This window comes from Corynebacterium liangguodongii, assembly GCF_003070865.1.
GTDB lineage: Bacteria > Actinomycetota > Actinomycetes > Mycobacteriales > Mycobacteriaceae > Corynebacterium > Corynebacterium liangguodongii.
Window position 1 is genome coordinate 2064508 of record NZ_CP026948.1, and the last position, 23112, is coordinate 2087619.

Below are 23112 nucleotides of genomic sequence, written 5' to 3' on the forward strand. Positions count from 1 at the left end.
TGTCTCCTTGAAAGGTGGTTGTCTTACGTTTTTTAAGTTGAGGGCTTTCGACTCAACTTCTCCCCGCCTACTATACACGGCCGGGAGCACTCTTGAGTCGATCACACTCAACCTACGTAACGCACCCACCCAGAAAGTTGTTCCCGCCCGGCTCAACTTTCCGCCACAGCGCCTGCTTATCGATGCTGACCCCCTACCGGTTCATGCCGGCAACCCACTGGTCAACGAGCGGGCGGGCGGCAAACCCCAGCGCAGCAATGAGGATGAGCGCCACCACCCCGCCGGCGATGCCGATGCTGGAGAGCTGATCTCCACTCAAGCTCGAGCCGGAGGAGACAGCCCCCGTCGAGTCCTTCTTATTCGCGCACGCCTCGAAGGCCTTGCTGTAGGTGAGGATCGGCGCAGCAAAGCGGGGGTAGTTCTCCTTGGCAGTCTCCACGATGAGGTCCTTCGCTCCGGAGATACCGCCGTCGATCGCAGAGGTCCACGCTGCCGCCATGGCAACGCCGGCGAGGTCCACACCATAGAGGGGCCCGCCCTCCTCGTGGGCCTGCGCCGGGAACATCACGATCTCCCGGTCCCCATCCTCGATAACCTCTCGCTTAGACAGATTGGCAAAGGCCACGCCGCGCACGTAGTTCGAGTGATCATCACCGGTGGACATGAAAAACCGCGTCTGCGCCCCGCGCGTCTCCGCATCCGGGCTCAACAGCGCGGCATTCTTCGTCGCCGGGTCAAGCGCGTACGCCTCGATAAGGCCCGCGCCCTCCCGCTCGCTCAGGCCAGCAAAGGCATTGCGTGCGATGAGCTCAAAGAGCTGGCGGTAGGCGTCGTTGACCTTCTCCTGGTCGCTTTCAGTGAAGGTGATAGTGCATGTATCCGTCGCGGCGTTATAGCCGTTTTCCCACGCGCGTGCGTGCGGCGCGGCCACGCCGGTGGCCACCACGGCCAGCGAGGTAGCGAGCGCAGCGAGTCGGGTTCGTTTCATAGTCCATATCCTTTCTGTCGGGAAATTACTTCTCGCCGAGGATCCTAGCGCCCGACATTGCTCCGTGCCAGGGTTTTCCCATTTTTCTTACAGAAAAACCCTCGCGTCTGCCCCGGCCCCCGCGATCTGGCACAATAAGTGCTTGTGAATACAAGCAGCGAAAACAGTCGCGCCACGCCGGCGGAGGCCACCCCAAATCAAGACAATAAAGACTACATTGGCGCGCTCGACACCGCCGTCGAAGAGCCAAAGATGTTCCCCACCGCGGCGGACGCCGCGCAGGAGCTCTCCGGCGAGCCGATCGATCGGGGCCAGGTCATCGCAGCCGACGGGCGTACCGCCGCGGCGTGGGCGCTGCGCTTCATCATCGTTGTCGCAGCGACCGCGTTGTTGTTCTACCTCTTGCGCTACGTCTGGTTCGGCGTGCTGCCAGTTCTGATGGCGCTGATCATCTGCACCGTGCTCTGGCCCCCGGTGCGCTTCTTGCGCACGCACAAGGTACCCGCAGCCCTCGCTGTGATCATCGTCTTGCTCGCCTCCTTCGGGATCTTCGGAGGCCTCATCGCAGCGATGGCGCCGATCGTGCGCTCGCAGGGCGGCGACCTCGTGGTCCAGGCACAGGCCGGCATCAACGTCATCATCAACTGGGCGGAGGAAAACCTCAGGTTTATCGAGGCCGATAAAGTCCAACAGGGAATCCAGCAGGCAACGGACTTCGTGCGCGGCCAGGCGTCGACAATCGCCTCCGGCGTCTTTAATGGCCTCGGCGCCGTCGCCAGCATTGGCACCACCATGGTGCTCACGCTCATCTTGACGTTCTTCTTCCTCAAAGACGGTGATGGCTTCTTGCCCTTCGTGCGCAAGTACGCTGGCGTGCGCTCGGGCTGGCACCTCACCGAGGTGCTCATGCGCTCCTGGAACACGCTGTCCGGGTTCATCCGCACGCAGGCGATCGTCTCCGCGGTCGACGCGGTCTTCATCGGCGTCGGCCTCATCCTCCTGGGCGTCCCGCTGTGGCCCGTGCTGGCGCTGATCACCTTCTTCGCCGGGTTCATCCCGATCATCGGTGCGTTTACCGCCGGTGCCCTCTCCGTGGCGGTGGCGCTCGTCTCCAACGGCCCGACCAACGCCATCCTCGTGCTCCTGCTCGTCATCGCTGTCCAGCAGATCGAGGGCAACGTCTTGCAGCCGATCCTGCAATCGCGGGCGATGGGCCTGCACGCCGTGGTCGTGCTGCTGGCCGTCGCCCTCGGCGGCACCCTCTTCGGCATCATCGGCGCCTTCCTTGCCGTCCCCGTCGCTGCGGTCGTCGCGGTCTTCCTCGGGTACTGGGCGGAGATGGTCTCGCTGCGGGCGGGGCAAATTACTGCCGACGACATCATGATCGCCACCCAGCAAAGCCAAAGCGTCGATTCCAAGGAGGCGTTTTTGGCCGTGCGCGAGAAGATGCGCTCCCTCGGCCGCAACAACCGCGGCTCAAACGGCAAGCCGATCGCGCAGACCACCGGCTCGACCAAAGTCTCTTCCGAAAAAGAGGCCCCCGAGCACGAGCTCGACCGCGAGGTGCCTGGGCGTACAAGCGCGACCCACGACCCGACGGTCAAGGCAAAGCCCGACCAGCGAGGCTAACCGCCCACTGCTCCGCATCCGCCGTTCAACCCGGTGACCTGCGCGTCCTGCGCGGCACCGGGTTTTTGCCTACCGTGGCCACCGTAGGCAGACATAAAAGAAAGAAAGGACCCAAACCATGGCCGATTTGACCGGCAAGCTCGTCGCCATTGTGGCCACGAACCGCTTCGAAGATTCCGAGCTCACCTCACCGAAGGAGGCCGTTGAGGCCGCGGGCGCGACCACCCACGTTATCGCCACCGAACCCGGCGAGATCGAGGGCAAGAACGGCACAAAGGTCGCCGTTGACGTCACCACGTCTCGGGCCGACGCCGCCGACTACGACGCCCTGATTCTCCCCGGCGGCACCGGCAACGCCGACACCATCCGCACCGACGAAGCGGCGGTCGAGTTCGTGCGCGCCCTGCGCGAGGCGGGCAAACCGACCGGCGTGATCTGCCACGGCGGCTGGATCCTTACCGACGCCAACGTGATCCGCGGTGTGAAGCTCACCTCGTACAAGTCCATTAAGACCGACCTGGTCAACGCCGGCGCGCAGTGGGTCGACGAGGAGGTCGTCGTCGACGGCGGATTCATCTCCTCCCGCACGCCGAAGGACCTCCCGGCGTTTAACGCCGCGCTCGTGGCCGAGTTTGCCAAGTAGCGTCTGTGGTTACCGGGAGGATCCGGTAGCGCCCACCGAGCTGCCGAGCATGGCGCCGACGAGCGTGCTACTCGCGTCCTGCGCACGCACGGACGAGCCGGAGGCGATCTCGCCTGGTTCAGTGGGATTGGTCACGTCCGCCCGCGCGTAGCCAGGAACCTCGGGTTCACTTTCGAAGCGCGGCTCGCCGAGTGCAGAGAGGTATTCTGGCACGGCGCCAAGTAGCTGGGGCAGCTCAGCCGCGACTAGGCCGGGCGCGAGGTGTGTCGAGCAATCGATCCCCGCCCTCTCGGGGTTGGCAGGTCCCGGGTTATTCAGCGCATCGAGGACAAGCCTGTAGGCCGTGTTGTTGGCTAAGATACCCAGGTGCCCGGGAGCCTGGTTCGCGCAGATATCCTGCACAGCGATGTTCTCCGCGCCGCGTATGGCGCTCACCTCGTCCGCCGGCTGGATCCCCCCGTCGGTGCGGCTATAGATGCTGGTCACTGAAATGCTATCGGGCAGCGGCCTGGCGTTGAGCGCCTGGACGAAGTTGGACTGCGGGTGCATCTGCCACGCCACGACGGGACAGGCACCCACCGCCTGACACGCAGGCTCGACGAGAGTGGTGCCGCGCACGGCACCGGCGACCGCGATGAAGTCATCAACAAGCGAGGCCGCTTCCTCGTCATAGCGCAGCCCCCACATGCTCACCGGCGGGCCCGCGCTGTGGCCGATGACGGAGACGTTTTTCCCGAGACGTGCCTGGGCTAGCTTCACCCCGTGTGCCACATAGAGGCCGGCCTGCGTCATATCCCCGCGCCCGTTACGCGGCGGGCTGACCCAGCAGATGTCGAAACCTTCCGCGCCGAGCTGCGGGATGTAGTTCCACGCGAACGAATGCTGCTCGTCAGCCCCCACGCCGGGGACGAGCACGACTGTCTTGACTGCCGAGGGATCGGGGGTGTCGTGGACGCAGCGAAACGCCGCATCGAGTTCCTCCTGCGGCGGAACGTAATCTCCCATGGGGCGCGCGCCTAACCCATGGCGCGACCACGAGCCGAACACCTGCGAGCTGCCGTTGGGCACCTCCTGCGCCGTCGCAGAACCTCCTCCTACGGCCCCCAACACAGCGGCGGTCGCGGCCGCCGCAATCATTCCAATCAACCTTTTCACGCCGGCCTCCTTCTGATCGAGTGTATGCCTCACACTAGCTTCGATCGGCGGGGCCGGGGAGACTGTTACAGTCCCACGTCAAGGACCCTGCGAAGCCGAGCAAATGCCTCGGGCACAACGACATGGATGGTGCTGCGGCCCTGCGCGACGCGGTCCACCAGGCCTGCCTCAGCAAGCTTCTTCAGATGGTGGGAGACGGTCGGCTGACTAAGGCCAACTAAGGAGGCGAGCTCACCCACGCCCATCGGCCGGCAGCCCTCGGCAGCGATATGGGAGAGCAACTCGAGACGGGCGGGGTCCGCGAGCACGCGAAAGAGCCCTGCGTAGCAGGCGGCCTCATCCGGGGTGAGGGGGCTGGTGCCGAGGCAGCACTGGGGGTCACGGTGTTCCACACCATCCACTATATATTGACGCGCATCAATATATCGGATAGGCTGCCCCCGGTAAAAGCCGATAGCACAACCATTCCCCCACCGCACCCGAGGATTTCATGAACGACTCTCCCGCGCTGCCCCGACTCTCCGTCCAAGACCGCGCACTTCCCTTATTCATCCTCGCCGCCATGGCGCTCGGACTGGCCATCGGCCGCTTCATACCGGGCGTACCCTCCGCACTCTCCGCGCTCGAGGTCGGCGGCATCTCCGTGCCCATCGCCGTGGGGCTGTTGGTCATGATGTACCCGCCGCTTGCAAAGGTGCGCTACGACAAGGCCGCAGGGATCGCCGCGGATACCCGGCTCATGGCCGTCTCCCTCACCCTCAACTGGGTGGTCGGGCCGGCGTTCATGTTCGCCTTGGCCTGGATCTTCCTACCCGACCAACCGGAGCTGCGCACCGGCCTAATCATCGTCGGCCTCGCCCGCTGCATCGCGATGGTGCTCGTGTGGGCCGACCTCTCCTGCGCCGACCGCGAGGCCACCGCCGTGCTCGTGGCCATCAACTCCGTCTTCCAGGTGGTCGCCTTCGGCATCCTCGGCTGGTTCTACCTGCAGGTCCTGCCCTCCTGGCTGGGCTTAGAGACGACCTCGGTGGATTTCTCCATCGCCGCGATCATCGGCTCCGTACTCGTCTTCTTAGGCATTCCCCTCCTCGCCGGGGCGGCCTCTCGGTTCATCGGCGAGCGCTCCCGCGGGCGGGCATGGTACGAATCGAGGTTCCTACCCGCCATCTCTCCGCTGGCGATGATCGGCCTGCTCTACACCATCGTCTTACTGTTTTCCCTGCAGGGCGAGAAGATCATCGACCAGCCCCTGACGGTGGCCCGCGTCGCCGTCCCGCTCGTGGCCTACTTCATGCTCATGTTCGGCCTCGCACTCGCCGCCTCCAAGGCCACCGGCATGGGGTACGCGCAATCCGCCGCCGTATCCTTTACCGCCGCGGGCAACAACTTCGAGCTGGCCATCGCCGTATCCATCGGTACCTTCGGGGCCACCTCGGCGCAGGCCCTGGCGGGAACGATCGGCCCGCTGGTGGAAATCCCGGTGCTCGTCGGCCTCGTCTACTTTATGCTCTGGGCGGGCCCGAAACTCTTCCCCTCCGACCCCACCCTGCCCGAAACCGCCGCGGCCCCGCGCTGAAAGGAATCCCCATGCCTCATACCCCCTCTGTCCTCTTTGTCTGTGTCGGCAACGGCGGGAAATCCCAGATGGCCGCGGCGCTTGCGCACAAGCGGGCGGGCGAGCGCCTCGAGATCCACTCCGCCGGCACGAAACCCGCTCGCGCGCTGAATGCGGAGTCCGTCGAGGCCATCGCCGAGGTCGGCGCGGACATGTCCTCCGGCCGGCCCAAGCCCATCGACGCAGACCTGCTGCGCCGGGTGGACCGCACCATCATCTTGGGCTCGGATGCACAGCTCGAGCTGCCCGGCGATGCGCGCGGAACGCTCGAGCGCTGGGTGACCGACGAGCCCTCCACCCGCGGGATCGAGGGCATGGAGCGCATGAGGCTCGTGCGCGACGACATTGATGCGCGGGTGGCCGCGCTCATCGAGTCCCTGCTTTAGCGGGATTCGGCGTGGTTTTCCACGCCCCCGAGGGCGCGCGCGTCCTCGGCGATGCGCTCCTTCTCCGCCGCCGCGCGGGAGTTGTGGCGCGACTTGATCACCCCGTGGGCGCTCAACGCCAGCCCGAGGACGAGGACGGCGACGCGCACGACCCACAGGTGGTCGGTAAAGCCCACGGCTTTCAGTACCGTCGGCAGGTTCAGCACGAGGATGAGCGTGCCCACGACCCCGCCGAGGAGGACCGGGTTGAGCCTGGTGACCAGCCACGCGGCGAGCGGTGCGGCGATCACGCCGCCGACGAGCAGGGCGCCGACGGAGGCCAGGTTGGCAACGAGGTCTTCCCACATACCGATGAGGAAGCCGGCCGTGGCCGCGAAGGTGACGAAGAACTCTGCGGTGTTGACGGTGCCCACGATGTAGCGCGGCTCGGAGCGGCCGGCAGCCATGAGGGTCGAGGTGGTCACCGGGCCCCAGCCACCGCCGCCGGTCGCGTCGATAAAGCCGCCGAAGAGGCCGAGGCCGCCGAGGAAGCCTGTCGAGTGCGGCTTCGGGTTGACCACCCGTTTGGTCAGCCCGCGGGAGAACCGCAGCAAAAGGTTCAGGCCGATGAGCGCCAGGATGAGCGACATGATCGGCTTCGCCGCCTCCGTCGACAGGTTCGACAACACGGTCGCCCCGGCAAACGCACCGATGGCGCCCGGGATGGAGATGGTGGCAACGACCTTCCAGTTCACGTTGCCGAAGCGCCAGTGGGAGAGCCCAGAGACGAACGTGGTGCCCAGCTCCGCGGTGTGGACCACGGCCGACGCACTCGCCGGCCCCAGGCCCGCCAGCGCTACCAGGATTGACGTCGAGGTGACCCCGAAGCCCATCCCGAGCCCTCCGTCAACGAGCTGGCCGGCGAGCCCGGCGATGGCGATGAGAATAAGTGTGGTGAGTCTGGTCATCTAGATCTCCCCCCTTTCGTGAAGTGCCTCGCTAAAGCGCGAAGCAACGATGTCTGTGAGGTCTGTTATCAGCGGTGCCGAGTGCGTAATCCTCGCCCCCGTGCGGTCCTGGATCTCGCCGAAGGCGTGCGTGGCGCGATCGAGCAGGAGGCCGTCGGTGACAAACAGCGGCACAACGTGCACCTGCGGCTGCCCTCTGGCAGCCTGCTCGATCCCCTCGTTGCCCGTGATCCGGCCGCGGCCCGTGGCGGGCACGACGGTGACCTCGCGGCCGGTGGCGGCTCCGAGTGCCGCGCCGAGGTTCTGCGTCTTCGCCGCAGCCTGATCGTTGGAGGTGCCTACGGGGTAGAGGATGATCGAGGCGTGCACAGGGGCGTCGACACGCACGCGGCGGGCGAGCACCTCGACGAGGTCGGCGCCCTGGCCGAGCCCCGCCGCGGGCACGAGTTCAATCCCGGTCGCTGCGCGGGCCGCGTCGATGGCGGCGGGGACGTCCTTTGTGGCGTGGAACGCGCGGGTAAAAAGCAGCGGGACGACCACCGCGGTGTCGTAGCCCTCCGCGGCCGCCAGGCGCGCGGCCCCGGTGAGGTCGGGGGCATTGAATTCCAGGTAGGAGTCCATGGCGCCTACCCCCAGGGTCATTGCGGCCGCCGCCGTGAGCCGCTCGATGCCGCGCTGGGCGCGCTCGTGCCGCGAGCCGTGCGAGAGCGTAATCAAAGCGGCGGTCATCGCTACCAGCTACCTCAGCCGGGTCCCGACGAGCCCGGCGGCGAGCGTGGAGCCGGAGGCCTGGTCGATGAGCAGGAAGTTGCCCACCGCGCCGCGCGCGGCGTAGTCCTCCACCGGCAGCTCCATGGCCACCTGGATGGTCACGTGCGCGATGTCGTTGAGGCCAAAGGACTCAGGGCTGGCGATATCGCCGGCGGGCGAGTCGAGGTCGATCAGCTTATCGACGCCCCCAACGCGCGCCCGCACGAGCGAGGTGCCCAGGCGCAATTTCACGGCCTGACCGGCGGCAATCGCCTTGTCTGTAAGCCCGACGACGGTGGCGGCGAACTCGCGCACGGGCTGTGGCGCGCTGCCCGCGGAGATGAGGTCGCCGCGCACGAGGTCGATGTCGTCGGCCAGGCGAAGCGCCACGGACTCACCGGCGCGGGCGGAGTCCTGCTCGCCGTCGGCGGTGTCGATGTGCGTGATCGTCGTCGTGCGCCCGCCGGCGGTGACCTCATCGCCCACCGAGATCGTCCCTGCGTTAACGCGACCCGCGTAGGCGCGGTAGTCCGTGGCGTGGTTGCGCAGGACGTACTGGATGTAGAAGCGGAAATCGAGCTCCAGGGCCCGGCCGGAGTTCACGGGGATGGATTCGAGCAGCTCGAGCACGGTCGGGCCCGCATACCAGTCCATCTGGGTGGAGCGCTCGACGACGTTATCGCCCTTGAGCGCCGAGATGGGAACCACGTGTGGGCCGGCGATGCCGAGGTCGCCGGCCTTCGCGGAGAACGCGGCCTTGATCTCGTCGAAGACGGCCTCGGAGTAGTCGACAAGGTCGATCTTGTTCACGGCGAGGATGACCGTTTTCACGCCGAGCAGCGCGGCGACGGTGAGGTGGCGCACGGTTTGTTCGACGACGCCGTTGCGGGCGTCGACAAGCAGCACGACGACCTGGGAGGTCGACATGCCGGTGACCGTGTTGCGGGTGTACTGCACGTGGCCCGGGGTATCGGCGAGGATGAAGGTGCGCTTGTCGGTGGCGAAGTAGCGGTAGGCGACGTCGATGGTGATGCCCTGCTCGCGCTCCGCGCGCAGGCCGTCAACCAGCAGGGAGAGGTCGAGCCCGTCGAAGCCGCGGTCTGCGGAGGTGCGCTCGACAGAGGCGAGCTGGTCTGCCAGCACGCTCTTGGTGTCGTGCAGCAAGCGGCCGACGAAGGTGGACTTGCCGTCGTCGACGGAGCCGGCGGTGCACAGCCTCAGCGTCTGGCGCTGGGAAAGCATATCGGTGGCGCTCATCAGAAGTAGCCCTCCTTCTTGCGGTCTTCCATGGAGGACTCGCTTAGTCGGTCGTCGGCACGCGTCGCGCCGCGCTCGGTCAGGGTCGAATTGGCAATCTCGGCGAGGACCTCGTCGATAGTCGACGCATTCGAATCAACGGCGCCGGTGCACGACATGTCGCCGACGGTGCGGTAGCGCACCGTGCGGGTGACCAGCTCCTCGCCCTCTCGCGGCCCGCCCCACTCGCCCGCGGTGAGCCACATGCCATCGCGGTTGAACACCTCGCGCTCGTGGGCGAAGTAGATCTCCGGCAGGCGGATCTCGCGCGCGCCGATGTATTCCCACACGTCGGCCTCGGTCCAGTTGGAGATGGGGAAGACGCGTACGTTCTCGCCGGGGAGCTTCTCCCCGTTGTAGAGGTCCCACAGCTCGGGGCGCTGGCGGCGCGGATCCCAGCCGCCGAAGGTGTCGCGGATGGAGAACACGCGCTCCTTCGCGCGCGCCCTCTCCTCGTCGCGGCGCGCCCCGCCGAGCACGGCGTCGTAGCCGACCTCAGCGATGGTCTCCACCAGCGGCACGGTCTGCAGCGGGTTGCGGGTGCCGTCCGGGCGCTCGACGAGGTCACCGCGGTCGATCCAGTCTTGCACCTTGGCCACGCGCAGGCGCGCGCCGTAGTCCTTCACCACCTCGTCGCGGAACTCGATGACCTCGGGGAAGTTGTGCCCGGTATCGACGTGGAGCAGCTCAATCGGCATCGCCGCCGGGTAAAAGGCGCGGCGCGCGAGCTCGAGCACGACGCAGGAGTCCTTGCCGCCGGAGAACAGCAGCCCGATCTTGTCGAACTGCCCGGCGACTTCGCGCAGGATGTGGATGGACTCGTCTTCCAAGTCCTTCAGGTGCGGCGAGAGCGCCTGGGTATGTGTTGTTGCAGTCATCGTCAAACCTTTACTACTCGTGGAGTCCGCATTCGGTCTTGGCGCTAAAGGCCCACCGCCCGGCGCGCGGGTCTTGCCCTTCCGCCACGGGAAGCGTGCACGTCGCGCACCCGATCGAGGGGTAGCCCTGGCGGGTCAGCGGGTGGATGATGAGGTTGTTGGTCTCCTCGAACTCGTCGGTATCCTCCAGTGTCCAGGTCACCAGCGGGGAGATCTTGAGCCGACCAGTGTTATCCAGCGACAGGGCCGGCGCCTTGGCGCGGGTGGGGCCGTCTGCGCGCCGTAGGCCGGTGATCCACCCCGCATACGGGCTCATGTGCACGGCGAGAGGTTCGACCTTGCGCATGCGGCAGCACGCGGTGGGGTTTAAGCGGTAGAGGTTCGGCCCGTAGGTGGCGTCCTGCTCGGCGCGAGAGAGGATGGCCTTGGTGCGCACGAGCTTGTGGGAGGGGTAGCGCCGCTCGACTTCATCGGCCACCTCGAGGGTCTCCGGGAAGTGGTACTCCGTATCGAGGAAGAGGAAGTCCGCGTCCGGCAGGTGGCGCTCGGCGAGCTCGGCGAGCACCGTGTTTTCCATCGACAGCGTGACCACGAGCTTGCCGGGGGCGTTCTCGTGGGCCCAGGAGAGGATCGTCTCGGCGGGGGCGTCGTAGAGCTCGCGCGCGTACGTATCGACGAGCTCTTCGTTGCGCGCCCGGACCTCCGGGTCGAGCGGCTCGGTGTCCTTCGGCCCGGCAGGGCTTACCTCGGGGTCTTTGAAGCTACCGGAGGGACCCTGGAGAAAATTAATCATCGTTCCATCACCTTTCATGCGTTCCCTCCAGTGTGACCGATGGTGCGCAGGACCGCATCATGACCGTGCCTGCGCAGAGAATTCTGCAGTGCCTCCTCGGTGGAGACGGCCGGGGCGGGAGCGACGTCTGCGTCGTCCTGGCCGTAGAACTTCACCTCGAAAATGCGCAGGCACTCGCCGCACTTCCAGCTAAAGTCGCTGCCTTCGTGGGGGTAGAGCTCCTCGCCCGCGCAGTAGGGGCAAAACGAGGGGAAGTTCCGGTTCGGGTTCGGCGCGCGGCGCACACTCACTTCAGGTCCTCCTCGTCCGCGCGGCGCAGCCAGTCGCGGAAGATCTCGCCGTCGGCGCGCTTGTCCACGTAGTTCTGCACGACGCGGGTGACGTAGTCGGTCAGCTCGGTCGAGAGCACCTTGTGCCCGCGGATCTTGCGGCCGAAGTTCGCCCCCTCCCCGACGCCGCCGCCGAGGTGGACCTGGAACCCCTCGACCTTCTCGCCGTCGGGGCCCACCACCATCTGGCCCTTGAGCCCGATGTCGGAGACGTAGTGGCGGGCGCAGGCATTCGGGCAGCCGTTGAGCGAGATGGTGATCGGAGAGTCGAGGTCACCGAAGCGCTCCTCGAGTTCGTCGGCAAGCTCGATGGCGCGCGACTTGGTGGTCACGTGTGCGAGCTTGCAGTACTCCAGGCCGGTGCACGAGAGCAGGCCGCGGCGGAACTCGCTGGGCTTGGAGTACAGGCCCATGTTCTCCAGGTCCGCTTGCAGCTTCTCGACGTCCCCTTCCTCCACATCCAGGAAGAGCATCTCTTTAAACGGCGTGAAGCGCAGCCGGGAGAGCCCGTAAGACTCCGCGAGCTCTGCAGCGGCGATGAGCTGCTCGCCGGACATGTGGCCTAGGGTGGGCTTGACGCCGATGTAGAACTTGCCGTCGACCTGCTCGTGTACGCCGATGTGGTCGCGGTCGATGAGGTTGGTTGGTGCGTGCGGGCCGTCGGGAAGCGCGTAGCCGAGGTAGTCCTCTTCGAGGATGCGGCGGAACTTCTCCACCCCCCACTCGGCGACGAGGAACTTCAGGCGCGCGCGGTTGCGCAGGCGGCGGTAGCCGTAGTCGCGGAAGATGCGCACGACGTTCGCCCAGACATCGGGCACCTGCTCTAAGGTGATAAACGCGCCGAGGGACTGCGAGAGCATCGGGTTGGTGGATAAGCCCCCGCCGACGTAGCACTCGAAGCCCGGGCCGAGCTCGGGGTGCTCGACGCCGATGAAGGCGAGGTCGTTGATCTCGTGGACGACGTCTTGGCGGGCGTTGCCGGAGATCGCCGACTTGAACTTGCGGGGCAGGTTTTGGAACTCGTCGTTCGTGACAATCTCGTGGATGCGCTCGATGGCCGGCGTGGCGTCGATAATCTCGTCCTTAGCCACCCCTGCCACTGGCGAGCCGAGCACGACGCGCGGCACGTCGCCGCAGGCGTCCCACGTGTTGAGGCCCACGGCTTCGAGCTTGTCCCAGATGGCGGGGACGTCCTCGATGGCGACCCAGTGCAGCTGGATGTTCTGCCGGTCTGTGAGGTCGATGGTGGAGCGTGCCCAGTCGCGCGAGAGCTCGCCGACGGCGCGGGCCTGCTCGGTGGTGCACTGCCCGCCGTCGAAACGAATGCGCATCATGAAGTATTCGTCTTGGAGGACGGAGTTGTCTTCGCCGGTGTACTCCCCGCCGAGGTTTTGCTTACGCTGGGTATAGAGCCCTAGCCATTTGAAGCGCGGCGCGAGGTCTTCGGCGGGGATGGAGTTAAAGCCCTGCTTGGAGTAGGTCTCGATGACGCGCTGCTTGACCTGCATCACCGGCTCTTCCTGCTTGAGCTCCTCGTCGTGGTTGAGCGGCGAGGTGCCGTCTACAAGCCACTGCCCTTCCGGCTTCTTGGACCGGGCCTTGACTTCTCGCGTTTTCGCGGTGGGGCCTGTCATGTTACTCCTTACACATAGACCACGCTGTCTATACATTTGCCGGATCACGGCGCTCTCCCGGGAGTCTGCCGTACTGCTTTGTCTATTGCAATACGGGCCGGACGGTTACGCCATTTACCCAGCATATTTGGCCGTGAATCTAATTCTACAGGCAGCTTGGTGAATGAATATTGGACCGCACGCTTGACACCCCTGCCGCGACAGGTAGATTTTTAGACCAAGCGGTCTATGGTCTACCATGGACGAACAGAAAACCGTACCGGAAAGGACCACCACCTCATGAGTTTGCGCGTCGCCGTCATCGGCGCCGGCCCCGCCGGCATCTACGCCTCTGATCTTTTGATCCGCAACGAAGAGCTCGAGATCTCCGTTGACCTCTTCGAACAGATGCCTGCCCCGTTCGGCCTCATCCGCTACGGCGTGGCCCCGGACCACCCGCGCATCAAGGGTATCGTCAAATCCCTCCACAACGTTCTGGACAAGCCACACCTGCGGCTCCTAGGCAACATCACCATCGGGCGCGACATCACCATCGAGGAGCTGCGCGACTACTACGACGCCATCGTGATTTCCACCGGCGCCGTGAGAGACCGCGAGCTGCTCATCCCCGGCGGAGAGAAGTCCATCGGCGCAGGCGAGTTCGTCGGCTTCTACGACGGTAACCCCCGCTTCGAGCGCAACTGGGGCCTCTCCGCCCGCGAGGTCGCCGTCATCGGCGTCGGCAACGTCGCGCTCGATATCTCCCGCATCCTGGCCAAGACCGGCGACGAGCTGCTCGTCACCGAGATCCCGGACAACGTCTACGACTCGCTGAAGAATAACAAGGCCGAGGTTGTCCACATGTTCGGCCGCCGCGGTCCCGCCCAGGCGAAGTTCACGCCGAAGGAGCTGCGCGAGCTCGACCTCTCTGACACCATCCAAGTGCTCGTCGACCCCGAGGATATCGACTACGACCAGCTCTCCGAGGAGCTGCGCCGCAAGGATAAATCCATCGACCTGAACTGCCAGGTCCTCGAGCAGTACGCGATGCGCGAGCCCGACGATTCTCCCCACAAGATCTACATCCACTTCTTCGAAGAGCCCGTCGAGGTGCTCACCGAGGGCGACGACATCGTCGGCGTGCGTACCGAGCGCCAGGAGCTTGACGGCGAGGGCGGCATCCGCGGCACCGGCAAGTTCACCGACTGGCCGGTGCAGCAGGTCTACCACGCCATCGGGTACCGCTCCGAGCCGGTCGAGGGCGTACCCTTCGACCTCGAGCGCAACGTCATCCCCAACGACGGCGGCCACGTCCTGGGCGAGACCGGCCTGGAAGAGGCCCTCTACGTCACCGGCTGGATCAAGCGCGGCCCCATCGGGCTGATCGGCAACACGAAGTCCGATGCCAAAGAGACCACCGACATGCTCTTCGAGGATGCCGCGGCCGGGAAGCTGCCCACCCCGAAGCACTCCGACCCGGACGCCATCATCGCGCTCTTGGAATCCCGCGGCATTGCCTACACCACCTGGGACGGCTGGTACCGCCTCGACGCAGAGGAGCGCCGCCTCGGCGAAACCAGCGAGCTGCTGCCGCGCGAGCGCCGGAAGATCGTCGAGTGGGAGGACATGGTCACCCACGCCCGCGCCGTGCCGCAGGTGCCCTAGATTCTGGCTAGTTCTTGCGCTCCAGCGCGGCGGCAATCAAGCCGTCGAAAAGCGGATGCGCGTGAGTCGGCCGCGACTTCAGCTCGGGGTGAGCCTGGGTGGCCACGAGATACGGATGGACCGACTTTGGGTACTCGACGAACTCGACCAGCTTGCCGTCGGGCGAGGTGCCCGAGATGACCAGGCCGGCCTCGGTGAGCTTGTCGCGGTAGGCGTTGTTGACCTCGTAGCGGTGGCGGTGGCGCTCGGTGACCTCCGTGGTGCCGTAGAGGCCCGCGACAACGGAGCCCTCCGCGAGCGTTGCCGGGTAGGAACCCAGGCGCATGGTGCCACCCAGATCGGCCTCCCCGGAGACCGCGCTCAGCTGCTCTTCCATGGTGGCGATCACTGGTTCGGCGGTATCCGGGTCGAACTCCGTGGACGATGCAGTATCGACGCCCGCGCTGCGCGCCGCCTCGATGACGATGCACTGCATGCCCAGGCAAATCCCCAACAGCGGGGTGCCGGTCTCCTTCGCGTAACGGATCGTCGCGATCTTGCCCTCGATGCCGCGGCCGCCGAACCCGCCCGGGATGACGATGGCGTCAATCCCCTCCATGTTCTTAGCCAGGCCCGCCTCGGTTTCGCACTCGTCGGAGCCGACCCAGCGGATGTTCGCCTTCACACGGTGGGCGAAACCGGCCGCGCGGACGGCCTCGGCCACGGAGAGGTAGGCGTCCGGCAGGTCGACGTACTTGCCCACGAGCGCGACGTTGACCTCGCCTTCCGGGGTGTGCACGCGGTCGAGCAGGTCACCCCACACGGTCCAGTCAATGTCCTGGAACGGCAGGTTCAGCCGGCGGATGATGAAGGTATCCAGGCGCTGGTCGTAGAGGACCTTGGGGATGTCGTAGATACTCGGCGCGTCCGGGCAGGACACCACGCCCTCGCGGTCGATGTCGCACATCAGCGCGATCTTGTCCTTGAGGCTGTCGCCCACCTCGCGGTCGCTGCGCAGCACCACCGAGTCCGGGACGAGGCCGATAGAGCGCAACTCGGCTACGGAGTGCTGGGTGGGCTTGGTCTTCAATTCCTTCGACGGCCCAAGGTAGGGAACCAGGGAGACGTGCAGGTAGAAGACGTTTTCCCGGCCGACGTCGTGGCGGATCTGGCGGGCGGCCTCGAGGAAGGGCTGGGACTCGATGTCGCCGACGGTGCCGCCGATCTCGGTAATGACCACGTCCGGCTGCTCGCCGTTCGCGTCCGGGGTAGCCATCGCGACGATGCGGGCTTTGATCTCATCGGTGATGTGGGGGATGACCTGCACGGTCTGGCCGAGGTACTCGCCGCGGCGCTCCTTGGCAATCACCGAGGAGTAGACCTTTCCGGTGGTCACGTTGCCGCCGGCGGAGAGGTTGCGGTCCAAGAAGCGCTCGTAGTGCCCCAGGTCGAGGTCGGTCTCGGCACCGTCCTCGGTGACAAACACCTCGCCGTGCTGGAAGGGGTTCATCGTGCCCGGGTCGACGTTGAGGTAGGGATCGAGCTTCTGCATGGTCACCTTCAGACCACGTGAGGTGAGCAAGCGGCCGAGCGACGCCGCGGTGAGTCCCTTTCCAAGGGAGGAGGCAACGCCCCCGGTAACCATGATGAACTTAGTGACCATGGAATTTCAGAATACTAGTTAACTGAGGACAGGGTCAATTTTTATGGGGGACATTGTGAAACAGTAGCGGCGGTTGCTTCCACACCGTTCCTGCCGACTGCGCTGCCTATCCCCCTCCAAAGTGTTCACCCAAACAGTGCACCGGAATGAAAGTGCGTGCGACTCCGATCTGAAGAAATATCATCGGATAGGTAATGACCTCGCTACGCGAAGCAAGCACTCGGCGCCAATGACGTGCCGTTGGGGACCTCGTAGCTCCAACTTAACCCGCCTGTTTTCTAGCGACGTACTTCTCAACTCCCCATTGGCGCACATGAAGTGCCCCGGGGTTGTGTTCCTAAGCTTGTTCCTTGATTTCTATTATTCCACGACCAGCACTCTTCAACCGTCATAGAAGGGCTACTTTTCAATCGCTGCCAACACCACGCGGTAATTGTGACCTTTGCTTATATGGTTCTTGTCGGCAACGGGGTTGTCTGCCTTCAGCTGTCACTGTAATGTGACGGGCAGTACGACCAGAGGGCAGGCCAGGAAAGATGCCGTGATTGGGCTCATTGTGTACGCTCTACGCATCCAGTGCTGCCACTGCTACCACCAACCTCTTAATCCAAACGCTCCAGTGGCCCGGGAATGTTGGAATCGTCGTTGGTAATCTCCTCTCAACCGCCGTAACTCTCATAGGCGAAACGTCCGCCAGGGCAGATGCGCCCAAGAAGGGTAGGTAACCGCTACGAAGATTGGTTAGGCCCGACTGTCGGCCCGCGACCAAGAACTCTCCGTGCAGACCCGGCTTCTGAAACAGCTCGGGGTAGATGAGTACATCATCCTCCTCGACCATGGCTACGCCGCCTCCAACCTCAACCGGCCCGGGCTTGCACGAGCTGTTGATCGACTCCGTGAAGGCGACACGTTCGTGGTGACCAAATTCGACCGCCTGGTCCGCAGTGTGCCGCACGCGCATTCGGTCGCGTAGGAAATCGCCACGAAGAAAGCAAGGCTGCAGATCGGCAGCAATGTCGACAACCCTGTCGACCCGATGGACTAGTTAAGGTTCAACATGCTGGCCATGATCGCCTAGGTCGAGGGCGAGACCTGATCTCACCAAGAACCAAAGAAGAGCTGGAGCTAGCAAAAGCCCACGGCCGATTGACGGGACAGCAGACGAAAGTGACTGAGCATCAGGACGCATGGTTGCGCAGTGGATTGCGAACTGCACGATCTCGCGGGCCGCGATGGCCGAGAGCCTGGGTATCGGCGCCCCAACAATAATCCTCACCAAAAAGCGCCAGATCGCTAAGGGGTGATTGACGCGAGCGCAGTACACCGGGACTGCACCCCGGCCACCACGACCGAGCCGAGGGAGTCATAGTAGTAAATTCAATCGAGCAGCTCGCCAGGACGCACCCCGGAAACGCACTGTATTTTGACAGCGGATGTCACCGAGACTATCTTTTCCGCCCTTTTTGGACGGTCTCATTAAAAAATCAATCCCACCCCGCGAGGCTAACGTAAGGATACAAAAGCCAAATCCACAGTCCAGCCGATATCACGAAACTCACGACGTAACTAGCTAACAGGTACTGTGCTCTGTGCGTAAAGCCCTTACTGTCGGAATTATGAATACGGGCCAGAGCCGCAACAGTAACTATTGCAAAAACAATTGTCGGCAGCAATAATCCCAGAGCAACGGAATTTCTCAGAAGCAGGACATTCGCCATTGCACCTAAATACACTGTTGCTAAGCCCCCAAAAATACCGATCGTTACCGGAATGACGGTCGACCGATTACTCATAAAAGTGTCCTCTCATTACTTGAGGGTAACTAGTTGCCCCGATGCAGCTAGATCGTGGCACTCATTGATTGCCGCGCCCTCGTCTTGCGGGTGTCGCTGACCCACTTCGCGTCCAGTCTGATTGTTCGCTTGGTCCATTTGGGCAGCCGCATCCGAACCAGGATGATCTGCTTCATGTGCGTCTCCTATTTGTCGCGCGAAGTCTGCATTTGAACGGATTGTTGTCAAGGCTTGCCAAATACAGTGCCGGTCTGCGTCTTGTGCATTATCATTTGAGTCGCCGGGAAATCGTTCTACAGAAATTCGTTCAGCATCTTTAATCGCCGATTTCGCACGCGCGCAATCTGCTGGATTGGTCGCGCAAGCAGCGATCTCTCGATAACCTAGTTTCGTTCCATAAGCGTCGCCCGAATCTCTTAGTTCTTGCCGAGATTGCCGATCCCGCACGACCTGATCAACGATATATTGAGGGGTCTCCTCACCGTCTTTGATCCCATTCTTAGCTCTCAAATCATTTGAAATTCGAATCACTTCATCGTAGGCATCTGCCAGGTCTTCAAATTCACTGGGAGCCTGAGCGTGGGCAGGAGCGACTGGAGCCATGCTCAGTCCGATTAGCACCGTCCACACGGAGACCAAGAATTTGATTCTATTATTGCGCATTTTGAACCTTCCTCTTGCATACTGTTAGTTGAGCCAATGTCTAGGAGCACGCTTTAATGGCAGACACCATTTTTGAAAATAATTGCCAGATTTTCCCTCTCGACGCTTCGTAGCACTGGAAACTCTGTCCTTTCCAATCTCCAACCATAGGGGAGTTTCTCTTGTAATGCAAGCCACAGTCGCGACGATTGTCCGGAACTCGACGGTGAGACAATCCCGCCATTCATCGATGAACCGAATCATTTCTTAACGTTGCGGGCCGAGTTCCGGGGCGAGAAAGCTGGAGGAGCTTTCAACAACCCGTTTGTGTCACGTTGCTCCTGGTTTGCCCACCGTGGCCTGGCGTTTTTGCCTTCACGGTCCTCCGTCATACGCTCTAAAACGCGTCCTTCACGGCGAGCAGTATGTCTCCATTGTCGGGCTGTGTGCCACGAAACGCCCAATTCGGATATCCCAATTTCGCACGCTTCTTGCGTCGAAATATCCTCGGCCAGGAGGCAATCCTCCATGAGACGGACGATGCGGTCCTTAACATCGTGATCACACTTTTTCGGCAGGGTTCACATTTCCCACCTGCCAGGCGGGACAAACCTAGTGTACCTCAGATATACTCAACAGCCATCGGTAAACATTGCTGAAAGGTTATTAGTGGACCTCGTCAGAATCCTCGCCCGCGCCTCTCGGCCCTACGCGGGCTACATCGCCGCAGTCGTGGGGCTCCAGCTCATCACCACCCTGGCAACCTTGTACCTGCCCGACCTCAACGCCGACATCATCAACAACGGTGTCGCGCAAGCCGACGTCCCCTACATCTGGCGCGTCGGCTTAGTCATGCTTGCCGTCGCGTTCGTCCAGGTCATCGCCGCGGTGGGCGCGGTGTTTTTCGCCTCCCGCACCGCGATGGGTATCGGCCGCGACCTGCGGGGCCGGGTCTACCGCCACGTCAGCGGTTTCTCCGCGGAGGATCTTGGCCATTTTGGCACCCCGACGCTGATCACGCGCGGCACCAACGACGTCCAGCAGGTGCAGATGGTCTACCTGCTCTTCCTCAACTTCATGGTCGCCGCCCCCATCATGGCCATCGGCGGGATCTTCATGGCCATCCGCCAGGACCCGGGCATGAGCTGGCTCGTCGTCGCGGCGGTTGCCGTCCTCGCCGTCGCCGTGGGCATCATGATCTCCCTGCTCATGCCGATGTTCCAATCGATGCAGTCCAAGCTGGACAGGATCAACGGGGTGGTGCGCGAGCAGGTCACCGGCATCCGCGTGGTGCGCGCGTTCGGCCGCGAGGAGTTCGAAACCGAGCGCTTCGCCGCCGCGAACATCGACATCACTAAAGTCTCGCTCAATATCGGGCGGATCTTCGTTTTGCTCTTCCCCGTCATCATGCTCATCCTCAACGTCGCTACCGCGGCGGTGCTGTGGTTCGGCGGTCACCGAGTGGATGCCGGCGAGGTCGAGGTCGGCTCGCTCACCGCGTTTATGCAGTACCTCATGCAGATCCTCATGGCGGTGATGATGGGTACCTTCATGGCGATGATGCTGCCGCGCGCGGTGGTCTGCGCCCGGCGCATCGCCGAGCTGCTTGACCACGAGTCGTCGATGAGGGAGCCGGAGGCGGCGGATGGGGCGTCGATAAGCGAAGGCCTCGTCGAGCTGAAAAACGTCTCCTACACCTACCCCGGCGCGGAAGAGCCCGTGCTCAAGGGCGTGACGTTTACCGCGCGGCCGGGCACGACGACCGCGATTATCGGCGCGACCGGGTCGGGCAAGACGACGCTGATCTCGCTCATTCCCCGCCTGCACGCAGCCGACGAGGGCGAGGTGCTCATCGACGGCGTCGACGTTGCCGCGATGCCGAGAAAGGACATCGTCGAGCGGGTCTCCATGGTCCCGCAAAAGCCCTACCTGTTCTCCGGCACCGTGGAATCCAACCTGCGCATGGCCAAGCTCGATGCGACCGAGGAGGAGATGTGGGAGGCGCTGCACACCGCGCAGGCGGGCTTTGTCGGATCCCTCGATATGCCGATCTCCCAGGGCGGCACCAACGTCTCGGGCGGGCAGCGCCAGCGCCTGTCGATAGCGAGGATGCTGCTCGCGCGGCCCAAGGTCTTTCTTTTCGACGACTCCTTCTCCGCCCTCGATGCCATCACCGACGCGAAGGTCCGCGAGGCCATGCAGGCCTACACGCGTGACGCCACGACGATCATCGTCGCCCAGCGCGTCGCCTCGATCGAGCACGCGGACCAGATCATCGTCATGGAGGCCGGCGAGGTCGTCGGCCTGGGCACGCACGCCGAGCTGCTGGAGACCAACGAGACCTACCAAGACATCGTCCGCTCCCAGGAAATGGTGGAGGCCTAGATGACCGATACAACGCGCCTTAGCGATGACGAGCTCGCCGAGCTCGAGGCCCGCGTCGCCGGCGACGACTTCTCTGGTAAGGCACCGCGCCAGGCCAAGCACTTCTGGCCGAGCGCCAAGCGCCTCATCGGCCTGCTCGCCCCGCACAGGGTAAAGCTCGCCGCCGTCATCGCGATGAACATCGGCTCGGTCGTCCTCGCGGTCTACGCCCCGCGCGTGCTCGGGCACGCGATGGACGTGATTTTCAGCGGGGTGATCTCGCGCCAGCTCCCGCCCGGGGCGTCGCAGGAACAGGTCATCGAGGGCCTGCGCGAAAGCGGCCAGGACCGATTCGCGGACATGGCCGCCGCGATGGAGCTCAATCCCGGCCACGGCATCGACTTCGAGCGCCTCGGCAGCTTCATCACCCTCGCTGTCGCGCTCTTTGCCGTCTCCTCGCTGCTCATGTGGGCGCAAGGCGCCATCCTCAACCGCGTGACCATGGCGACGGTCTTCGGGCTGCGCGCGGACGTCGAGCGCAAGATCAACCGGCTGCCGCTGAACTACTTCGACTCGCGCCAGCGCGGCGATCTGCTCTCGCGCACCACCAACGACGTCGATAACGTGCAGCAGGCCCTGCAGCAGGCGCTCGCCCAGCTGCTCGGCTCGATCCTCATGGTCGCCGGCATCATCGTGATGATGTTCGCGATCTCCTGGCAGCTCGCCCTGCTCGCGCTCGTGGCCATCCCGCTGACGGGGGTGGTCATGGGGCTCATCGGCACCCGCTCGCAGAAGCAGTTCACGGCCCAGTGGAAGGCCACCGGCGAGCTCAACGGCCACGTCGAGGAGGCGTTTTCGGGCCACGAGCTCGCCTTGATCTTCGGGCGCACGGACGAGCTCGCGGAGACCTTCGACGAGCGCAACGAGGCGCTCTACGACGCCGCCTCGCGCGCCCAGTTCCTCTCGAACTCGATGTTTCCCATCATGCAGTTCGTCTCCTACCTCTCGTATGTCGCCATCGCGGTCTTCGGCGGCCTGAAGGTGGCCTCCGGGCACATGACGCTTGGCGACGCCACAGCGTTTATCCAATACTCCCGCCAGTTCAACCAGCCGCTCGGCGAGATCGCGGGGATGGCGCAGATGCTGCAGTCCGGCGTGGCCTCGGCCGAGCGCATCTTCGAGTTCTTAGACGCGCAGGAGGAAACGCCGGATCCCGCCGCCGCAGAGACGGGCCGCACCACCGGCCTCGTCGAGTTCGACCGAGTCTCCTTCTCCTACGACCCGGAGACCCCGCTGATTCAGGACCTGAGCCTGCGCGTCGAGCCGGGCCGCACCGCCGCGATCGTGGGCCCGACGGGGGCGGGCAAGACGACGCTGGTGAACCTCATCATGCGCTTCTACGACATCGACGCCGGATCTATCCGCATCGACGGCGTGGACACCCGCGAGATGACGCGGGCGCAGCTGCGCGGCAGCGTGGGCATGGTGCTCCAAGACGCGGTGCTCTTCGAGGGCACGATCATGGACAACATCCGCTACGGCCGCCTCGACGCGACCGACGAGGAGGTCATCGCCGCGGCGAAGGCGACGTACGTCGACCGCTTCGTCCACGCGCTGCCCGAGGGCTACCACACCGTCATCGACCAGGAATCCGGGGCGATCTCCGCCGGCGAGCGCCAGCTCATCACGATCGCCCGGGCGTTTCTGTCGCAGCCCGCGATCCTCATCCTCGACGAGGCAACCTCGAGCGTGGATACGCGCACGGAGCTGGCCGTGCAGGAGGCGATGAACGCGCTGCGGCACAACCGAACCTCCTTCGTCATCGCGCACCGCCTCTCCACCATCCGCGGCGCGGACCTCATTATCGTCATGGAGCACGGCCGCATCGTCGAGCAGGGCACCCACGCCGAGCTGCTCGCCGCGCGCGGGGCGTATTGGCGGCTGAACCAATCGCAGTTCAGCGAGGACGCCTAGCGGCTAAGAT

At 64.2% G+C, this 23112-nt stretch carries 20 protein-coding genes; 8 read left to right on the forward strand and 12 right to left on the reverse strand.

Annotation, left to right across the window (positions count from 1 at the left end; genetic code table 11):
- Window positions 1-193: 193 nt before the first annotated feature.
- Window positions 194-988 (reverse strand): hypothetical protein, encoded by a 795-nt coding sequence (locus C3E79_RS09805; protein WP_108404739.1) that lies wholly within the window; start codon window positions 986-988, stop codon window positions 194-196.
- Between the two features lie 252 nt (window positions 989-1240).
- Here C3E79_RS09805 and C3E79_RS09810 point away from each other — a divergent pair, with 252 nt between their 5' ends.
- Window positions 1241-2617: an AI-2E family transporter gene (locus C3E79_RS09810; protein ID WP_108405161.1), complete on the forward strand. Its 1377-nt coding sequence runs from the start codon at window positions 1241-1243 to the stop codon at window positions 2615-2617.
- Window positions 2618-2735: 118 nt separating this feature from the next.
- A complete protein-coding gene (locus C3E79_RS09815) occupies window positions 2736-3260 on the forward strand; it encodes a type 1 glutamine amidotransferase domain-containing protein (protein ID WP_108404740.1) in 525 nt (174 codons plus the stop codon).
- 9 nt (window positions 3261-3269) lie between these two features.
- Here C3E79_RS09815 and C3E79_RS09820 read toward each other — a convergent pair whose 3' ends face one another.
- Together C3E79_RS09820 and C3E79_RS09825 are read right to left on the reverse strand one after the other, a co-directional pair.
- Window positions 3270-4415: a lipase family protein gene (locus C3E79_RS09820; RefSeq protein ID WP_235840625.1), complete on the reverse strand. Its 1146-nt coding sequence runs from the start codon at window positions 4413-4415 to the stop codon at window positions 3270-3272.
- A 65-nt stretch (window positions 4416-4480) separates the two neighbouring features.
- Entirely contained in the window at window positions 4481-4807 is a 327-nt protein-coding gene (locus tag C3E79_RS09825; RefSeq protein WP_108405163.1) for an ArsR/SmtB family transcription factor, read from the reverse strand.
- Between the two features lie 98 nt (window positions 4808-4905).
- Between C3E79_RS09825 and arsB the strand changes: the two genes are divergently transcribed.
- Together arsB and C3E79_RS09835 are read left to right on the forward strand one after the other, a co-directional pair.
- The gene (gene arsB, locus C3E79_RS09830; RefSeq protein WP_108404741.1) at window positions 4906-5991 is read left to right on the forward strand and encodes an ACR3 family arsenite efflux transporter; all 1086 of its coding nucleotides are present in this window, start codon (window positions 4906-4908) and stop codon (window positions 5989-5991) included.
- A gap of 11 nt (window positions 5992-6002) precedes the next feature.
- Window positions 6003-6416: an arsenate-mycothiol transferase ArsC gene (locus C3E79_RS09835; protein ID WP_108404742.1), complete on the forward strand. Its 414-nt coding sequence runs from the start codon at window positions 6003-6005 to the stop codon at window positions 6414-6416.
- Here the strand turns inward: C3E79_RS09835 and C3E79_RS09840 are convergent.
- From C3E79_RS09840 to C3E79_RS09870, 7 genes are read right to left on the reverse strand one after another with little or no spacing between them, the layout of a single operon-like run.
- Window positions 6413-7363, reverse strand: coding sequence for a sulfite exporter TauE/SafE family protein (locus tag C3E79_RS09840; RefSeq protein WP_108404743.1), 951 nt, complete (start codon window positions 7361-7363; stop codon window positions 6413-6415). The two genes, C3E79_RS09835 and C3E79_RS09840, sit on opposite strands and share 4 nt — an antisense overlap.
- Window positions 7364-8092, reverse strand: a complete 729-nt coding sequence (locus tag C3E79_RS09845) for a sirohydrochlorin chelatase (RefSeq protein ID WP_108404744.1) — start codon at window positions 8090-8092, stop codon at window positions 7364-7366.
- A gap of 9 nt (window positions 8093-8101) precedes the next feature.
- A complete protein-coding gene (locus tag C3E79_RS09850; RefSeq protein ID WP_108404745.1) occupies window positions 8102-9370 on the reverse strand; it encodes a sulfate adenylyltransferase subunit 1 in 1269 nt (422 codons plus the stop codon).
- A complete protein-coding gene (gene cysD / locus C3E79_RS09855; RefSeq protein WP_108404746.1) occupies window positions 9370-10287 on the reverse strand; it encodes a sulfate adenylyltransferase subunit CysD in 918 nt (305 codons plus the stop codon). Before cysD ends, C3E79_RS09850 begins: the two co-directional genes overlap by 1 nt.
- A gap of 13 nt (window positions 10288-10300) precedes the next feature.
- Window positions 10301-11080, reverse strand: coding sequence for a phosphoadenylyl-sulfate reductase (locus tag C3E79_RS09860; protein WP_108404747.1), 780 nt, complete (start codon window positions 11078-11080; stop codon window positions 10301-10303).
- A 14-nt stretch (window positions 11081-11094) separates the two neighbouring features.
- Window positions 11095-11370, reverse strand: coding sequence for a hypothetical protein (locus C3E79_RS09865; RefSeq protein ID WP_108404748.1), 276 nt, complete (start codon window positions 11368-11370; stop codon window positions 11095-11097).
- Window positions 11367-13043, reverse strand: coding sequence for a nitrite/sulfite reductase (locus C3E79_RS09870; RefSeq protein WP_108404749.1), 1677 nt, complete (start codon window positions 13041-13043; stop codon window positions 11367-11369). The genes C3E79_RS09865 and C3E79_RS09870 overlap by 4 nt, the downstream gene beginning before the upstream one ends.
- A 279-nt stretch (window positions 13044-13322) precedes the next feature.
- On the opposite strand from C3E79_RS09870, the gene C3E79_RS09875 reads away from it, so the two are divergent.
- Complete coding sequence (locus C3E79_RS09875; protein WP_108404750.1) at window positions 13323-14687, forward strand: FAD-dependent oxidoreductase; 1365 nt, start codon at window positions 13323-13325, stop codon at window positions 14685-14687.
- Window positions 14688-14694: 7 nt separating this feature from the next.
- Here C3E79_RS09875 and C3E79_RS09880 read toward each other — a convergent pair whose 3' ends face one another.
- Window positions 14695-16329: a CTP synthase gene (locus C3E79_RS09880; RefSeq protein WP_108404751.1), complete on the reverse strand. Its 1635-nt coding sequence runs from the start codon at window positions 16327-16329 to the stop codon at window positions 14695-14697.
- A gap of 751 nt (window positions 16330-17080) precedes the next feature.
- Between C3E79_RS09880 and C3E79_RS09885 the strand changes: the two genes are divergently transcribed.
- Window positions 17081-17302, forward strand: a complete 222-nt coding sequence (locus C3E79_RS09885; RefSeq protein ID WP_108404752.1) for a recombinase family protein — start codon at window positions 17081-17083, stop codon at window positions 17300-17302.
- Window positions 17303-18137: 835 nt separating this feature from the next.
- On the opposite strand, the gene C3E79_RS11430 is transcribed toward C3E79_RS09885, so the two are convergent.
- Window positions 18138-18752 (reverse strand): DUF6973 domain-containing protein, encoded by a 615-nt coding sequence (locus tag C3E79_RS11430; RefSeq protein ID WP_425266442.1) that lies wholly within the window; start codon window positions 18750-18752, stop codon window positions 18138-18140.
- A 681-nt stretch (window positions 18753-19433) separates the two neighbouring features.
- Here C3E79_RS11430 and C3E79_RS09895 point away from each other — a divergent pair.
- A complete protein-coding gene (locus tag C3E79_RS09895) occupies window positions 19434-21149 on the forward strand; it encodes an ABC transporter ATP-binding protein (RefSeq protein WP_108404753.1) in 1716 nt (571 codons plus the stop codon).
- On the forward strand, window positions 21150-23102 hold the full coding sequence (locus C3E79_RS09900) for an ABC transporter ATP-binding protein (protein ID WP_108404754.1): 1953 nt from the start codon (window positions 21150-21152) through the stop codon (window positions 23100-23102).
- The last annotated feature ends 10 nt before the right edge of the window (window positions 23103-23112 follow it).

Coding starts and splice junctions, on each gene's coding strand:
- arsB (WP_108404741.1), top strand. CDS start 4,906: ATGAACGACTCTCCCGCGCTGCCCCGACTCTCCGTCCAAGACCGCGCA.
- C3E79_RS09860 (WP_108404747.1), bottom strand. CDS start 11,080: ATGATTAATTTTCTCCAGGGTCCCTCCGGTAGCTTCAAAGACCCCGAG.
- C3E79_RS09845 (WP_108404744.1), bottom strand. CDS start 8,092: ATGACCGCCGCTTTGATTACGCTCTCGCACGGCTCGCGGCACGAGCGC.
- C3E79_RS09880 (WP_108404751.1), bottom strand. CDS start 16,329: ATGGTCACTAAGTTCATCATGGTTACCGGGGGCGTTGCCTCCTCCCTT.
- C3E79_RS09805 (WP_108404739.1), bottom strand. CDS start 988: ATGAAACGAACCCGACTCGCTGCGCTCGCTACCTCGCTGGCCGTGGTG.
- C3E79_RS09840 (WP_108404743.1), bottom strand. CDS start 7,363: ATGACCAGACTCACCACACTTATTCTCATCGCCATCGCCGGGCTCGCC.
- C3E79_RS09875 (WP_108404750.1), top strand. CDS start 13,323: ATGAGTTTGCGCGTCGCCGTCATCGGCGCCGGCCCCGCCGGCATCTAC.
- C3E79_RS09870 (WP_108404749.1), bottom strand. CDS start 13,043: ATGACAGGCCCCACCGCGAAAACGCGAGAAGTCAAGGCCCGGTCCAAG.
- C3E79_RS09900 (WP_108404754.1), top strand. CDS start 21,150: ATGACCGATACAACGCGCCTTAGCGATGACGAGCTCGCCGAGCTCGAG.
- C3E79_RS09810 (WP_108405161.1), top strand. CDS start 1,241: ATGTTCCCCACCGCGGCGGACGCCGCGCAGGAGCTCTCCGGCGAGCCG.
- C3E79_RS09835 (WP_108404742.1), top strand. CDS start 6,003: ATGCCTCATACCCCCTCTGTCCTCTTTGTCTGTGTCGGCAACGGCGGG.
- cysD (WP_108404746.1), bottom strand. CDS start 10,287: ATGACTGCAACAACACATACCCAGGCGCTCTCGCCGCACCTGAAGGAC.
- C3E79_RS09850 (WP_108404745.1), bottom strand. CDS start 9,370: ATGAGCGCCACCGATATGCTTTCCCAGCGCCAGACGCTGAGGCTGTGC.
- C3E79_RS09815 (WP_108404740.1), top strand. CDS start 2,736: ATGGCCGATTTGACCGGCAAGCTCGTCGCCATTGTGGCCACGAACCGC.